The sequence below is a fragment of the Actinophytocola sp. genome (assembly GCF_035942955.1).
Lineage (GTDB): Bacteria > Actinomycetota > Actinomycetes > Mycobacteriales > Pseudonocardiaceae > DASYTH01.
On sequence record NZ_DASZCQ010000242.1, the window covers coordinates 1 to 15,142 of the forward strand.

The following is a 15,142-nucleotide window of genomic DNA, read 5'->3' on the forward strand; positions in this document are numbered from 1 at the left end:
CCGGGCTCGAAGTGGGACGCCAGCCCGAAGCCGGTGGAGCGCGAGTTCGTCCGCCGCGTGACCGCCGCCGGCATTTCCTGCACCGTCCGCGACACGCGCGGCCGCGAGATCGCCGCCGCCTGCGGCCAACTCGCCGCCGAGGATGCTCCGGGTACGGTCGAGGCATCGTGACGCTTCGATCGGAGGCATCACGATGTCTTCGTGCGGACTACCTTGACTCCAGGTTGTCAACGACGCGCTGCGGCGTGGCCGGGATTCGCTCCGGCCGGTTCAACCGATGTCCAGTTGGCCGCCCATGCCTTCGCGCACATAGGCGAGCGCATTCCAACGACACCGACTCGCCGGGTTTCCCCGACCTGACATGGATCAACCCGCTCCATGATCCCGAACGCGGGCCGTTACCCTCGGCGCGGTGAGATCACTGGATCGTCGGGCGTCGGACGCCATGGTCGCGGAGGCGACGGTTGACTGCTACAACGACGGCGAGTGCTTGGCGGGTTTCCACACCATGCTCGATGAGCATCTCGCCGTGCCGTTCCAGACCAGCGTGCTGGGTGTCGACGTCAGTGTCACCAAGATCGACCTGACCGCCGACGAGCAGATTGTGGCGGTCTGCGTGCGTGGCCGATCGCGGCAGCGCATCCCGATCCTCGACCTGCCGCTGCCGACGCCGCCGCCGGAGGGTGCCGAGTGGATCGAGGCCTATCGCGTCTGGGTGAGGTGAGTGCGGGCGATTAGCGACGCGAGCCCGCTGGCGACGTCGGCGAACACCGGATCCGCCTGACCGAGCGGGAGGCCCAGCTCAACCTGCGGGCCGTGCTGGAGCTCTGCGCGGCGGGCGAGGTGCGGTGCAGCGAGAAGACCGGCCGTCCCTCCGCGGCGACCATCCGCACCGTGGACTCGCGTCTGGCCTGCGGCGACTTCTACCGGGACGAGCCGATCGCGTCGTTCGCGTGGCCGTTGCTGGTCCAGGCGGGTGGGCTGGCCAGGATCGATGGCGGGCGGTTGCGGCTGACGCCCAAGGGCCGTGCCGCGCTGAGCCAGCCGACGGCCGAGGTCATCCGGACGTTGTGGCAGCGTTGGCTCAACCACGCCGTGATTGACGAGTTCAGCCGGATCGAGGAGATCAAGGGCCAGCGGGTCACGAATGTGCTCGCTGCCGCCAAGCCGCGCCGGCAGGTCGTGGCCACGGCGCTGGCCAAGTGCCCGCCCGGCGAGTGGATCGGTGTCGACGCCTTGTTCACGACCATGCGCCGGGGACAGCTGAGCCCCACCATCGCCCGCAACGACAGGGCGCTGTGGCGGCTCTACCTGGTCGACCCGCAGTACGGCAGCCTGGGTTACGACGGCTTCCATGCCTGGGAGATCCTGGAGGGCCGCTACACCCTTGCCGTGCTGTTCGAATACGCGGCAACGCTGGGCCTCGTCGATCTCGACTACGTGCACCCGGTTGGCCAGCGAGACGACTTTCGGGACAACTGGGGCGGGGACGACCTGGACGCGCTGAGCCGCTACGACGGTTTACAGGCGGTCCGGCTCAATGCGCTGGGAAGTTACGCGCTCGGCCTGACCGACTCCTACCGGGCGCCCGCGGCCGAACATCTCGCGGCTCTGAAGGTGCTGCCCAACCTCGACGTCGTCGTCACCGGGACCCTCACCCCGGGCGACGAGCTGCTGCTGTCGGCGTTCGCCGAGCGCGGCGCGGACCGGGTGTGGACGGTGTCCGCCGCGAGCCTGCTGGCCGCGCTCGACGCCGGACGAAACCTCACCGAGTTCACCGACTTCCTGGCGCGGCGGGCCGGGAACGAGCTGCCGGGCGCGCTGGCAACCGTCGTCGACGATGTCACCCGGCGGGCCGGTCAACTCACCGACCTCGGGCCCGTTCGGGTGGTCGAATGCGCGGACGCGGCGCTGGCCGCGCTCATCACCCGGGATCGGGCGTTGCGTGGACTGTGCCGCCCGCTCGGCGAGCGTCATCTCGCCGTTCCGCTCGACACGGAGCTGAAGTTCCGGACCGCGCTGCGGAAACTGGGCTACGTCCTGCCGAACCGCACCGCGCGATGAGGCCAGCGGCGGGTGGCCTGATCGAGGGTCAGATGTCCAGGCCGGCCCGGTCAAGCCGTTGGATGAGGCTGGGTTTGCGCCGGTGCTCGTGGCGCAGTTGCCGGTAGCGCTCGTCGAACTCGTCCGGCTGGCCCATTCGGTCGGCGACTTCCCGCAGGTCGGTCAGTAGGGCGATCGCGGAGTCATACTCCTGCGGCCTTTTCGTGTCGATGAGCGCGCTGACCTTCGCCCACGCGTGCTCTTCCTCGGCGGCGAGCGCGTCCAGACGTCTTTCCCGGGCAGCGGCTGCCCGCCGTTCGCGGCCGGCACGTTCCTGGGACCTGCGCTGTTCGGCAAGCCGTTCGCGATCGTCCCGTCGGGCCTTGGCGGCGGAGAGCAACTCGCCGGCGGTTCGTCGTGTGGGGGACGGCGTCTCGGTCGGTGCGGTGCCGCTGAAGCGACGGAGCAACTCTCCGCGCAGGTGTGAGTCGTCGCCGCGCAGAAACCGCAGCAGCAGCCCGGTTCCTTGACGGTGAACGAGCGGAAGAAGTGCCTGGGGTCGGTGAGCAGTTCGCCGACCAGCCAGACCAGTGCGTCAACGTAGTCGTCGACGGCGCCGGGCCAGGCGGTGGTGTCGAGCATCCAGGGCTCGACATCGGCGGGCAGCGCGTCTTTGCCGTGTTCGCGCAGTAGCGACTTGGACAGCTTGGCGCTGGTGGGCGCGAGCACCTGCGGTGTGAAGATGCGGGACGGCATCTGAGTGTGCGGGGTGTCGAGCGCCCCGGCGGCTGCGTACCTCCCCGGTCGTCGGGTCGTAGACGTCGGCCCTTGAGGCGGAAGAAGAGTCTGGCCGGCGTTAGGGCGCCAAGAACACTTCGTCTATATGCCATTCAAGGAATTCGCGATTCGGACGATCATGGTAACGGTTTGGCGTGGTTATCCGCTCACCCGCGGCGGCGTAGAATTGCTCACCGTCGTCGAATTCTTTGCGGAGGTGTTAGCGAGATGGACGGACACTGAGCGGCGCTCCGTCGCCGGCCCGCGGCGGCTCAGCAGAAAGCGACCATCTCGCGCAGCCATTCGCGGAGCGTGGCGATCTCGGCGGGCGAGGCGATGCCGAGCGGCTGGGACCGGGTGAACCGCTGGGTCGACACGACCGTGATCTCCTCGGTGCGCGCCCAGCTCGGCCGGTTCAGCCCGGACTCGGGGGAGTCGATGCGCACGTGGTGGTCCAGGCCGCGGTCTCGCGAGGTCAGCGGGACCACGAGCGCCATGCCGATGGGGAACCTGCAGTGGACCGGCGAGCCGACGACGACGGCCGGGCGCAGGCCGCCCTGCTCGCGCCCGATCGGCTGACCGAAGTCCACCACCCAGATTTGCCAGGGTGCGAGCCTCGGTGTCCGGCTCACTGGCTGTACTCAGGGTATTCTTCGCCGGCGTCCGGCAGGCCGTCACCGGCCGCGTTGTCGGTCAGCCGTGCCTCTGCCTGGTAGCTGGCCCATTCCTCGGGGTCGGAGCGTAGCTCCTCGTACCGCTGCATGATGCGGTTGATCTTGTGTTCCTTGACCAGGCGCCGGACCGCCTCGCCGAGCGGCACACCGTTGAAGTCCCGCTCGGCGATCTTCGCAAGTTCGTCGCGGAGCTCGCTGTCGAGTTGCATCGATGTCGTCGCCATGGCGTCAAGTATGGCACACGCTATAGGCACGACTGTGGCACGTGGGGGCTCGGGTCTGTCGAGGCGACACGATCGAGAGGTGCGCCGGCGTGTCGGTCGGTGGCCGTACCCTCGTGCCGTCCGGCGTCGTGAGGAGCAGCACGTGGTCGAGGGCCCCCGCCCGTTCGCGCATCTGAACGCGCCCAACGCGGGCCTGTACCGCGCCGTGATGGGCGCCATCGTGGCTGCCAAGCGGCGGTTCGCGGTGCACATGCGGCCCGAGGACGTGCACGAGGCGATGGTCCGGCGTACCGGGTCGGCTCCCGATCTTGCCGAGATCACCGCCGCCCTGGCCAGCCTGGAGGAGTGGGGCAACCTGCGGGCCGATCCGGACACCAGCCGGGTCACCACGGTGGAGGACTTCCACCGGGCCCGCTACCTGTACCAGCTCACCCGGCACGGGGAGGCGGCCGAGGAGGCGCTGGCCGCCTACGACGAGGCCCTCGGGCGGCGGGGCGCGCTGCAGGCGGTGGCGCTGGCCGACATCGCCACCCAGCTGCGCGCGTTGCTGGGGCTGGCCGAGCAGCCCGAGCCGGACGCGGCCAAGGTGCACCTGCTGCTGCGCGGGCTGGTGGACCGGTTCACCGACCTCGCCGGCAACGCGCAGGCGTTCATGGGCTCGCTGCAGCGCTCGATCGATCTGCACGACGCCGAGGTGGACGCGTTCCTGGCGTACAAGGACCGGTTGATCGACTACCTCGAGCGGTTCATCGCCGACCTGCTCACCACCGGGTCGGAGATCGCCGCGCTGATCGGCTCGGTCGAGCGGGCCGGCGTCGGGCGGCTGCTCGACCTGGCGGCGCGCCGCGAGGCGGCCGATGCCGCGCCCGGGGCGGACGGCGAGGACGACCCGCGGGCGCGGGAGTTCGAGCGGCTTGCGGTGCTGTGGCGGGAGCGCTGGGACGGGTTCCGGGCGTGGTTCGTCAGCGAGCCGCAGCATCCGAGCCAGGCCAAGCTGCTGCGGTCCCAGGCGCGTGCGGCGATTCCGCAGCTGCTCGCCGTGGTGAGCGCGTTGAACGAGCGACGCTCGGGCCGATCGGACCGGTCGGCCGACTTCCGGACCCTGGCGACCTGGTTCGCCCAGGCACCCGACGACGCCGCGATGCACCGGCTGTGGCGCTCGGTGTTCGGGCTGTCTTCGGCGCGGCACCTCACCGTCGACGAGGAAACGCTCACCGAGCGGGAAGACCACCCGGTCGCGCCCGGTACGCCGTGGGCGCAGGCGCCGCCGCTGCGGATCAGCCCGCGGCTGCGCAAGACCGGCAGCTACGAGCGGCGTGGCAAGCCGAACCGGGTGGTCGACCGGTCCGAGCTGCGCCGGCAGCTGGCCGAGCTGGCGGCGCGGGAAGCCGAGGAGACCGCGGCCGCCCGGGCGGCGCTGACCACCTCCAGGCCGACCAGGCTCGGCGACCTCGGGCCGCTCGATCCCGCCGCGTTCCGGCTGTTCCTGACGTTGCTCGGTGAGGCGCTGGCCGCCCGCCGGCCCGGGCAGCGCGGCGTCGTCACGACGACCACGGACGGCAGCATGGCGATCGAGTTGTCCGTTGTGGACAATGCTGAGCCGGTGGAGATCCATACGCCGCACGGCGTGTTCCGCGGGCCCGACCACCTCGTGGAGATCATCGACCTGACCGCCGAGCCGGCCCGGGAGCAGAGCGCGTGAGTGGGCTGTCGGAGGCGCTGGACGCGACGCGCGTCGACGAGACGCGGCGGGCCGCGCGGGCCCTGCTGCGCCGGCCGCTGCTGCGTGCCGCCGGTAAGGACGCCGACGAGTTCACCTTGGTGCGCAAGCACGCTGGAGACCTGCGAACCTGGTTCGACCGCAACACCGGCTGGCGGCTGCTGGTGGACAGCGAGGTGGCCCGGCTGGTGAAGTCCGCCGCCGGCACCGACGACCACACCTGTCCCGCCCGGGACGTGCGCACCCGGATCCCGTTCGGCCGGCGTCGCTACGTGCTGACCTGCCTGGCGCTGGCCGCCCTCGAGCGGGCCGAGGCGCAGATCACCCTCGGCCGGCTGGCCGAGCAGATCGTGCTCGCCGCGGCCGATCCGGACCTCGCCGAGGCCGGCGTCGTGTTCACGTTGGACAACCGCGACGAGCGGGGTGACCTGGTCGCGGTGGTGCGGCTGCTGCTCGACCTCGGCGTGCTGTCCAGGGTGGCCGGTGACGAGGAGTCCTTCGTCAAGGACAGCGGTGACGTGCTCTACGACGTCGAGCGCCGGGTCCTCGCCACGCTGCTCGCCACCCCGCGCGGGCCGTCCACTGTGGACGAGCGGGACTTCGAGGCGCGGCTGGCCGCGGTCACCCGGGAGCTGGAGCCGACCACAGACGAACTGCGCAACCGGATGCTGCGCCATCGTCTTACCCGGCTCCTGCTGGAGACACCGGTGCTCTACTACGACGAGCTGAACGACGCGGAGGTGGCCTACCTGACCAGCCAGCGTGCCGCGATCACCGCGCGAATCACCGAGCTCACCGGCCTGGTCGCCGAGGTGCGGGCCGAGGGCGTCGCGATGGTCGACCCCTCCGACGACCTGACCGACGTCCGGATGCCGGACAGCGGAACCGACGGGCACGTCACGTTGCTGTTGGCGGAGTTCCTGGCCGCCCGCAACGGAGAGCCGGTCGGCGAGACGGAGCTGCACGCGCAGGTCCGGTCGTTCGCCGAGCGGCACCGGTCCTACTGGCGGCGCACCGCGACCGAGCCCGGTGCCGAGATCGAGCTGACCGCGCTCGCCCTGGCCAGGCTCGAAGCGTTGCGGCTGATCCGGCGTGATGGCGGGTCGGTCGTCGGCAGGCCCGCGCTCGCCCGCTACGCGGTGACCGAACCGGTGATCCACGACCCGAACGGACCGAGCGCATGACGCGACGGTTACCTCAGCCGGGCCGCGGCCGGTGGCAGCCGCTGCGGGCCGGGCTGGTCGACCTGTTCTACTACGACGCCGAGGAGTTCTGGTTCCGCGACGGCCGGCTGCTGCTGCGCGGCAACAACGGCACCGGCAAGTCCAAGGTGCTCGCGCTGACGCTGCCGTTCCTGCTCGACGGCGACCTGTCCCCGCACCGGGTCGAGCCGGACGCCGACCCGAAGAAGCGGATGGAGTGGAACCTGCTGCTCGCCGGCGCGCACCCGCACCCGGAGCGGCTCGGCTACACCTGGCTGGAGTTCGGCCGCCTCGCCGACGACGGACAGGCCGAGTTCCGCACGCTGGGATGCGGGCTGAAAGCCGTGTCCGGCAAGGGAATCGCGCGGCACTGGTTCTTCCTCACCGACCAGCGGGTGGGGCCGGAGCTCGAGCTGGTCGACGCCACCGGAACCGCGCTGACCCGGGACCGCCTCGACGAGGCCCTCGGCGGGCGCGGCACGGTCTACGACAAGGCCCGGGCGTACCGCAGGGCGGTCGACGAGGCGCTGTTCGGGCTCGGCGAGCAGCGCTACGGCGCCCTGGTGGACCTGCTCATCCAACTCCGCCAGCCGCAGCTGTCCAAGCGACCCAGCGAGAAGGCGCTGTCCGACGCGTTGACCGAGGCGCTGCCGCCGCTGGACCAGGCCGTGATCGCGGACGTGGCGGAGGCGTTCCGCAGCCTGGAGGAGGACCGCGACGAGCTGGCCGTGATGCGGCAGGCGAGCGAGGCCGCGCGGTCGTTCCTCGGGCACTACCGGCGGTACGCGCGGATCGCCGCCCGCCGCCGGGCCGAGCGCCCCCGCCGGGCGCAGTCGGCGTACGAGAAGGTGAACGCCGAGCTGAACGCGGCCAACGCGGCGCACGAAGCGGCCGAGACGGCCCTGCGCGCGGCTGAGCAGCGGCTGTCCGAACTGGACAGTGAACGCGACCGTCTCCGTGCCCGGGATGAGGAACTGCGGAAGAGCCCGGAGATGCGTGACGCGCGGGCGCTGCACGAGGCTGCCGAAACGGCCAAGCGGCTGGCCGCGGAGGCGGCGCGGGCCGACGTGGACCGCGCCAAGGCGCAGCAGGTTGTCTTGAGTCGTCAGGAGAAGCGGCGCGCCGCGGCGGATCGCCTTGCCGGCGCCGAGCGGTCGGCAGGTACCGCCCGCGTGTCCACTATGGACACCGCTCGGGCCGCCGGAGTCGGTGACGAGCATCGGGACAGGATCGACAGCCGGCTCGACCCGGCGGATGCCGACGTGGTTGCGGTCCTGCGTCTGGACGCGGGGGAGATCACGGATCGGCGGGGACGGGCGATCCAGCATGTCAGCGGCCTGATCGACGCCGACGAGCAGGCGCGGCGGCAGGTCGCCGAGGCCCGCCAGCGGGTCGAGGAGCTGGCCGCACAGGTCGCCGAGCTGGCCGATCGCCGCGCCGCCGCCGCGCAGTCGGTGGTCGACCGGGGGCGGGAGCACGTGGCCACGACCCGGGAGCACCTCGCCGGGGCGACCGAGCTGCGCGTGCCCGACCTGGCGGGAACCGTTGCCGCGCTGGAACTCTGGGTCGAGACCCTGGACGGGGTGAACCCGGGCCGGGCGGCCGCCGACACCGCCGGTCGCGCCGCCGCCGAGGCGCTCGCCAGAACCGAGGCCGGGCTGGATCAGCGGGACTCCGCCGCACGTGCCCGGGTGACGCAACTGGCCGAGGAGATCACTCGGCTGGAAGCGGGGGAGGACACCGCGCCGCCGCCCGCGCACACTCGCGATGTCGCCGCCAGAGCCGGCCGGGACGGCGCCCCGCTGTGGCAGCTCGTGGACTTCGTCGAGGACCTGCCCGCCGAGGACCGGGCCGGGCTCGAGGCCGCGCTCGAGGCGGCCGGGATCCTGGACGCCTGGCTCAACCCGGATGGTGTGCTGCTCGCCCCCGGCACGGACGACGTCGTCCTGCTGCCGGGCCGGCCCGTGCCACACCACCTCGGCACCGTGCTGCGGCCCGCGGTCGACCGGGACGACCCGCGCGCCGCCGCGGTCGCCGACAATGTCGTGTCGGCCGTGCTGGGGTCGATCGGACTGGGCGCGGGAAACGGCGATACCTGGGTGACCACCGGCGGCCGGTTCCGGCTCGGGATCCTGGACGGCGCCTGGCGGAAGGCAACCGCCCGGTACATCGGCGCGGGTGCACGGGAGGCCGCCCGGCGTGCCCGCCTGGCCGAGCTGCGCGCCGAACTTTCCATAGTGGAATCCGAGTTCGCCGCGATCGCCGGCGAGCGAGACCTGTTGGCGGAGCGCCGCGACCGGTTGGCCGGCGAGTTGGGCGGCATGCCCGACGACGCTCGGCTGCGCGAGGCGCATGCTGACGTGCGTGCGCTGGCCACGGAGGCGCGCAGGCTCGGCCAGCGCGTCGATGCCGCACAGGATGCCTTGGCGCGATTGACGAACGAAGCGGAAAGTGCGCGGCAGGCGCTCACCTCCGCCGCGGCCGAACTGGATCTTCCCGCGGACCGGCAAGGGCTGGGCAGGGTGCGGGAGGCGCTGACGGACTATCGGACTGCGCTCGCGGAGCTGTGGCCGGTACTGCGGGCGCTCGCGGAGGCACGTCGGGCGGACGCGGAGGCGGCGGAAGAGCTGGCCGGTGCCGAGGACGAGCTGCGGGAGCGAGCCGAGCGCGCGGCGGAGGCCGAGGCTGCCGCCGAGATCGCCGCGGAGCGTCACTCCACTTTGGAAGCAACGGTGGGCGCGGCGGTCGCCGAGCTGGAGCGCAGGCTGGCCGAGGTGGCGAAATCCTTGGCGGTCAACCGAAACGCCGCCAAGGTTGCCGACGAGCAGCGGATCGGTGCGGTGAACGACCGCGGCAAGGCCGAGGGGCGCAGGGAGGAGCTGGCCGGGCAGCTCGTCCTGGCCACCGGGGAACGCGCCGAGGCCGCGGAGTCGCTCCGCCGGTTCGCCGCCACCGGGCTGCTGTCGGTGGCGTTGCCGGAGCTGGACGTTCCCGACCCGCAGGCGGAATGGGCGCCGAACCCCACGGTGCTGCTGGCCCGGCAGATCGATCAGCGACTCGCCGACAGTGCCGCCGACGACCAGGCCTGGGAACGGGTCCAGCGTCGCGTGACCGACGAGCTGAAGTCGTTGACCGACGCCCTGTCCAGCCAGGGGAACATCGCGTCCGCGCAGCTGCTCGAGGACGGCATCGTGGTAGAGGTGATCTTCCGCGGACGGCCGGCGTCGGTGCCCGAGCTGGCCGCGGCGCTGGAGGTCGAGGTGGCCGAGCGGGGCCGGCTGCTGGCCGAGCGTGAGCGGGTGATCCTGGAGAACCACCTGGTCAACGAGGTGGCCAGCACCCTGCAGGAGCTGATCTCGGACGCCGAGGCGCAGGTGGCGCTGATGAACTCCGAGCTGGCCGAGCGGCCGACCAGCACCGGCATGAAGCTGCGCCTGCTGTGGCGGCCGCGGGAGGACGGCCCGGCCGGGCTCGCCGAGGCGCGCGAGCGGCTGCTGCGGCAGACCGCCGACGCCTGGTCACCCGAGGACCGGGCCGCGGTGGGCGGTTTCCTGCAGGCACGCATCGCCGAGGTGCGCTCCCGCAACGTCGCCGGCACCTGGCTGGAGCACCTGTCCGAGGCGCTGGACTACCGCTCCTGGAACAGGTTCGTCATCCAGCGCCAGCAGAACGGGCAGTGGCGCTCGGCGACGGGTCCGGCATCGGGCGGCGAGCGGGTGCTGGCGGCCAGCGTGCCGCTGTTCGCCGCCGCCTCCGCGCACTACGCCTCGGCGGGCAACCCGCACGCGCCCCGCCTGGTCACCCTGGACGAGGCGTTCGCCGGAGTCGACGACAACGCCAGGGCGAAGTTCCTGGGGCTGCTCGCCTCGTTCGACCTCGACGTGGTGATGACCAGCGAGCGGGAGTGGGGTTGCTACCCGGAGGTGCCGGGGCTCGCCATCGCCCAGCTGTCCCGAACCGACGACGTCGCCGCCGTGCTGGTGACCAACTGGGAGTGGGACGGCACTCGGCGGTCCAAAGTGGATCGTGTGCCGGCGCTGCTCGGCGCGCCGCGGCCGGAGCCGGTGGAGTCGCCGGAAGGCTTGTGGAGTGACAACCGAGCGGAGTGAAGGAGCGGTGCTGTCCGGACTGAGGAGCGCGCGCAGGCGCGCCAGCGCCGAGCACGCGACGAGGGAAGACTGCGGTTGAGCGGATGAGCGAAGCGACCCATCCAACAACTGACCACGAGCGGCTGTGCCGGCTGCTCGGCGACGAGCAGCTGGGCCGGCTCGTCGAGCGGATCCGGCGGCGGCTGTCCCGGGGCGAACCGCTCACCGGCGTGGTCACCCTCGCCAATGCGACCGCGGCCGAGCGCGTGGCCGTGCGGCGGCTGCTCGGCCGGCCGCCGCGGCCCGGCGCCTCGCTCACCGTGTCCCTGCCCGCGGTCGACGAGGTGGTGCGACGCTCCGGCGCGTGCCCGGACGGCCTGGCGGCGGCGATCGTCGCCCTCACCGGTCCGGTGGCGGACACCGTCGCCGCGAACGCGGCACTGGAATCCGCCTGGGAGGACGCACTCGCACCGCTCGCCGAGGCGGTCGCCGAGCGGCCGGCGCTGTCGCCGTGGTACGAGCGAGCCCGCGCGACCGGGCTGGTCCGGCGGCTGGCCGGCACCCCGGAGGTGGCGGCCGACCTGGTCGCCGACGTGGTCGCCGTGTTGCGCCGGCTGCCGGCACCCGGGCGCCCGCTCGGTGCGTTCGCGGCCGAGACGACCGGCGACGCCCACGCCCTGGACGACGACCGTCCACTGGCGACGCTCGTGTTGGGTGCCGCCCGCGAGCTTGCCGCGCTTCCCGACGGGCAGGGCGCGCAGTGGCGGCGCGCGGTCTGGGCCGCCGTCGGCGTGCTCCGCGACGACCTGTCCACGACCGTGCTGACCCTGGGTCTGCCCGGCGATCCGGGCACCCCGACGGGCCGGGCACTGAACGCCCTCCGGGAGGCCGGGCAGCCGGCGGTGCTCACCCTGCGCCAGCTCGTCCGGGATCCCCCCGTCGCACGCCTGGCCGGAACGCCGGTTTCGGCGTGCGAGAATCCGGTCCTGGTCGCGCACGCCGCCGACCGTCTTGGTCCCGCGTGCGCGCCTCTGGTGTGCACGTCCGGCCAGCCGAGTGTCGCCGTGCTGCACCTGCTCCGGATGCTGGCCGGCCAGGACGCGGCGCTGCGCTTCCACTGCGACTTCGACTGGGGCGGGGTCCGGATCGGCAACGTGCTCCACGAGCGCCTGCCCGTCGTCCCCTGGCGTTTCGATGCCGAGCACTACCGTAGGGCCGTGCGCAGACAGTCCGGCAGGCCACTCACGGGCACCCGGATCGCCGCCCGGTGGGACGCCGACCTCGCCCCGGCCATGACCCGCGCCGGCGTCCGCATCGAGGAGGAACTCCTGCTCGACGACCTCGTTCACGACCTTGCCACGAGCTGACCGCCGGTGGGCGCCGGCAACTCGCCCACCTGCCCACCAAGATCGTTTGCACATCGGTCGCGAGGTGACCCTGGCGGTGTCGCCGCACACTCCGACGATGAGTTGCGCGATGCCGGGGGTGACCTGCACGATCCGCGGAGCGTGAGGATGAGCGCGTCGTGGTCACCCGCAACGGGCGGCCCGCCGCGGTGTTGATCGGATACGAGGACTTGGCGGCGCTGGAGGAGACGCTGGAGATTCTCAGCGATCCGGAGACCATGGCACGTATCAGGGATAGCCGTGGCGAGGTTGACCGCGGTGATGTCGTCCGCGGGGTGGAAGCGGGGCGCGCACCGTGATCGTGACGGAACCGTACGACCTTCAGGTTTCGGCAAGCGCGGCCCAGTCATCCAACACAAGCTTCCCGAAGGCGTTACCGCTGCCGTCCTCGAATTCATCACCGCCACTCTGCTGGAGCAACAAGGTCGAGCTATGTTTCACTCCGACCTATGCCTCATGGGCCAACCCAATCGAGGCGCATTTCGGGCTGTTGCGCGCCTTCGTCGTGACCGGATCCGAGCATCCGAATCACACCGTGGCCACTCGTGCCCTGGACGACTACCTGCGATGGCGCAACACCAACGCCCGCCACCCCGACATCCTCGCCGCCAACGCCGCGAACGCGCCCGAGTACGAAGCGAACGCCAACGACGATGGGCCAACGCGCTACCCAAGCCGCATGACCAACCCGGCCAACCTATGTGGTCACAGCACTAGCCCGGCCAGGTGTCCCCGCCCTCCTCGCGTGAGCCGCGCGAGGGGGCACTTTTGCTGATGCGACCTGCAGGTGGCAGCTGGAGAGACGGGCCAAGACGGTGCTGAGCCTCGCCGAGCCAACCGGCATGCCGCCCGCTGATGCCCTGGCCGCCCGCCCGCCCGGCACCGCGCATCATGGACCGCCGCGAACCGGCCCATACCCGGGCGCGCACCTGTCACTGTTCGAAGACCATGACGGGTGGTGCTATGAGTGCGCCCGCCGATGGCTCACCAACAACGTGATGCCTCGGCGCAGGGATCTGCGCCTGTAGATGTCGTAATCGTAACCTGGATACGCTAGCGGCACTCGTGCCTCGGTGTGGCCAGTAGGTCCGTTCGCACACGGCCGGGCAGTTCGGCATGCTAGAAGTTGGGGCATCCGCGGAGCGTGGATGTGGAGCGCGCAGGCGTGCCACGCTGGTAACTCATCTGCCGAATGGCTCGATAGAACGTGGGAAGGAGCGGCCCAGCGCGTCCCGCGCACCTTGTCGAATTGGATCACCAGCACCGCACGGTTGATGCAGCAGTCCGGTGGGGGCGGCTGCTCCACGATGATGGAGGATGGATGTGATTGGCACGCTGCGGTGGAGACTCCGGCTTGCGCGCCAACAGGCCCGCGTGGAGGCCGCGATGCGGAAGAGCCCGCAGATCATGGCCGAGTATCGCGCCCTGTATGACGCGGCGGGTCGGTTTCATGACGCGCCGCCGCATCTGTTCGAGGGGCTAGACGAGTACTTGAGCACGCTACAGGCGCCGGAGGTGGGGCGTCGTGCCTTCCGGCACACCTATGGCTTTGAGTACTGTTACGAAGCCGATCCGATTGTGAGTGCCGCGGCGTTCCTCGTGCCGGATTACGCCGGCGCCAATACGTTAATTGCTACGTTGCCTCGAATCGTGCAGTACGATCACCTGGAAAAAGAGTGGAACCCAGTCCCGGTGGCCAATTTTGCCACCTACCGGTCGGAGAACGGCTATCTCGTTCTCGCGAGCACTCAGTTTGTCCGGCTGGTGGAGGACTTTTCGGTAATCCGTTCGTCAACAACACCTGGCCGCAACGGCCGTGCGGTCTGGAATATAGCACCCGACAAGATGCCGGACTACTTCGCGGCTGTCATTACCGATCGTTGGCTGTCGAACTCCATGCCGCCCACATGGGGCCACGGTTTCGTTCCCGAGGCGGTGCTGAACAATGAGCTGTGGTTTCTATCCAACAGCTTAATGAACTTGTCATGCTGGTCGTTCCTGATTCATCACGAGCTTGGTCATATTGCGCTGGGCCACCTCGCTGACGAAACAGCCCCAGGCCAGCCGGCAGATGCCGGACTGTCTGTGGAGCAGGAACTGGCCGCGGACGCCTGGGCCATCCCACGATGCACGAAGCCAATACTGGACTACGCCAAGACAGTGTTCCGGACGCCGAAGGCCGGACTCGCCGGAACGGCGGACGTGGCCATCCTTACTGTGATGCACCTGCTCGGTTTCTTAGCCGCTCTGAGCGGACGCAGCGAAGGCATACACTCACACCCCGAACCAGGTACCCGCATATCAGCCGCCGAGCAGTTGCTTCTCGCCGAGGCGGTGCGGTTCGGCGCCACAGGGGCGATCATGGCCGGCGCGATGTCAATGAGTGAATTTTGGTGGAGAGTCATCAGCAAGCGTTTGCCGGTGGACGGCTTGGGGACTGCACATGACTGACGACCCCGTTGCCGATCTTCCCACAGCTTTCCGATCTGACAGCATAAAGGTCGTCGCTGACGCGGACATCGAGCAGTTTCTTCGCTCGGACGACGGGTCGCGACAGGTAATCGAGCTCCGACTGCACGGGAATACAGTTGTCGCTCGCAGCAAACGATGGCGGAATGTAGTTTATAACATTCGGAGAGATCTTCGTGCGGTGATCGAATCTGCCGGGTTTTTGTCGGCCACCTATCTGACTGACGACATGGCCGGGAGACTTGTCACCGGCGCGTTGACCTGCCTGTCGTGCTGGCAACTGCTAGCGACCGGTCGAAACACACCGCTGACCGAGCGGCACGCTGTCGTGATATCGCAGCTTATGATGGCGAGACTGCACGGACTGGACGCGGACCCAAATATAGTGGCTAATTTGAGAGCCATGTTCAAATCTCGGCACTGGGACCTGGAAGCCGTGATCATTGATCTACAACAGATAGGTGTCATCGGCGCGGATCAGTCCCGGACACGGTTGACGCTCCGAGATCGCGTCCTCATTCTCCCGGCCGACGACTGAG

General features: G+C 70.4%; 13 protein-coding genes and 1 pseudogene. 11 read left to right on the forward strand and 3 right to left on the reverse strand.

Translation table 11 applies throughout. The annotated features are described in order from the left end of the window. Positions 1 to 445: 445 nt before the first annotated feature. Both VGX25_RS24975 and VGX25_RS24980 read left to right on the forward strand, forming a co-directional pair. Entirely contained in the window at positions 446 to 724 is a 279-nt protein-coding gene (locus VGX25_RS24975) for a calcium-binding protein (protein WP_326920331.1), read from the forward strand. Positions 725 to 816: 92 nt separating this feature from the next. Next, a complete protein-coding gene (locus tag VGX25_RS24980) occupies positions 817 to 2,064 on the forward strand; it encodes a helicase-associated domain-containing protein (protein ID WP_326920332.1) in 1,248 nt (415 codons plus the stop codon). A 28-nt stretch (positions 2,065 to 2,092) separates the two neighbouring features. Here VGX25_RS24980 and VGX25_RS24985 read toward each other — a convergent pair whose 3' ends face one another. Beyond that, entirely contained in the window at positions 2,093 to 2,512 is a 420-nt protein-coding gene (locus tag VGX25_RS24985; protein ID WP_326920333.1) for a hypothetical protein, read from the reverse strand. A gap of 80 nt (positions 2,513 to 2,592) precedes the next feature. Between VGX25_RS24985 and VGX25_RS24990 the strand changes: the two genes are divergently transcribed. Further along, on the forward strand, positions 2,593 to 2,736 hold the full coding sequence (locus tag VGX25_RS24990; RefSeq protein WP_326920334.1) for a hypothetical protein: 144 nt from the start codon (positions 2,593 to 2,595) through the stop codon (positions 2,734 to 2,736). A 356-nt stretch (positions 2,737 to 3,092) separates the two neighbouring features. Here VGX25_RS24990 and VGX25_RS24995 read toward each other — a convergent pair whose 3' ends face one another. Together VGX25_RS24995 and VGX25_RS25000 are read right to left on the reverse strand one after the other, a co-directional pair. Then, entirely contained in the window at positions 3,093 to 3,452 is a 360-nt protein-coding gene (locus tag VGX25_RS24995) for a type II toxin-antitoxin system PemK/MazF family toxin (RefSeq protein ID WP_326920335.1), read from the reverse strand. Further along, the gene (locus VGX25_RS25000; protein ID WP_326920336.1) at positions 3,449 to 3,718 is read right to left on the reverse strand and encodes a hypothetical protein; all 270 of its coding nucleotides are present in this window, start codon (positions 3,716 to 3,718) and stop codon (positions 3,449 to 3,451) included. Before VGX25_RS25000 ends, VGX25_RS24995 begins: the two co-directional genes overlap by 4 nt. Before the next feature lie 142 nt (positions 3,719 to 3,860). On the opposite strand from VGX25_RS25000, the gene VGX25_RS25005 reads away from it, so the two are divergent. The 8 genes and pseudogenes from VGX25_RS25005 to VGX25_RS25040 all read left to right on the forward strand — a co-directional run bounded on the left by VGX25_RS25005 (position 3,861) and on the right by VGX25_RS25040 (position 15,141). Next, positions 3,861 to 5,420, forward strand: coding sequence for a TIGR02677 family protein (locus VGX25_RS25005; protein ID WP_326920337.1), 1,560 nt, complete (start codon positions 3,861 to 3,863; stop codon positions 5,418 to 5,420). Beyond that, positions 5,417 to 6,622, forward strand: coding sequence for a TIGR02678 family protein (locus VGX25_RS25010; RefSeq protein WP_326920338.1), 1,206 nt, complete (start codon positions 5,417 to 5,419; stop codon positions 6,620 to 6,622). The genes VGX25_RS25005 and VGX25_RS25010 overlap by 4 nt, the downstream gene beginning before the upstream one ends. Then, a complete protein-coding gene (locus VGX25_RS25015; protein ID WP_326920339.1) occupies positions 6,619 to 10,749 on the forward strand; it encodes a TIGR02680 family protein in 4,131 nt (1,376 codons plus the stop codon). Before VGX25_RS25010 ends, VGX25_RS25015 begins: the two co-directional genes overlap by 4 nt. Positions 10,750 to 10,832: 83 nt before the next feature. Continuing rightward, on the forward strand, positions 10,833 to 12,095 hold the full coding sequence (locus tag VGX25_RS25020) for a TIGR02679 family protein (protein WP_326920340.1): 1,263 nt from the start codon (positions 10,833 to 10,835) through the stop codon (positions 12,093 to 12,095). 143 nt (positions 12,096 to 12,238) lie between these two features. Next, positions 12,239 to 12,433, forward strand: a pseudogene (locus VGX25_RS25025) (type II toxin-antitoxin system Phd/YefM family antitoxin); the annotation flags it as partial. Next, positions 12,430 to 12,909, forward strand: a complete 480-nt coding sequence (locus VGX25_RS25030) for a hypothetical protein (protein ID WP_326920341.1) — start codon at positions 12,430 to 12,432, stop codon at positions 12,907 to 12,909. The pseudogene VGX25_RS25025 and the gene VGX25_RS25030, both read left to right, overlap by 4 nt. A 611-nt stretch (positions 12,910 to 13,520) precedes the next feature. Then, the gene (locus VGX25_RS25035) at positions 13,521 to 14,585 is read left to right on the forward strand and encodes a hypothetical protein (RefSeq protein WP_326920342.1); all 1,065 of its coding nucleotides are present in this window, start codon (positions 13,521 to 13,523) and stop codon (positions 14,583 to 14,585) included. Continuing rightward, entirely contained in the window at positions 14,578 to 15,141 is a 564-nt protein-coding gene (locus VGX25_RS25040; protein WP_326920343.1) for a hypothetical protein, read from the forward strand. The genes VGX25_RS25035 and VGX25_RS25040 overlap by 8 nt, the downstream gene beginning before the upstream one ends. Position 15,142 lies beyond the last annotated feature (1 nt).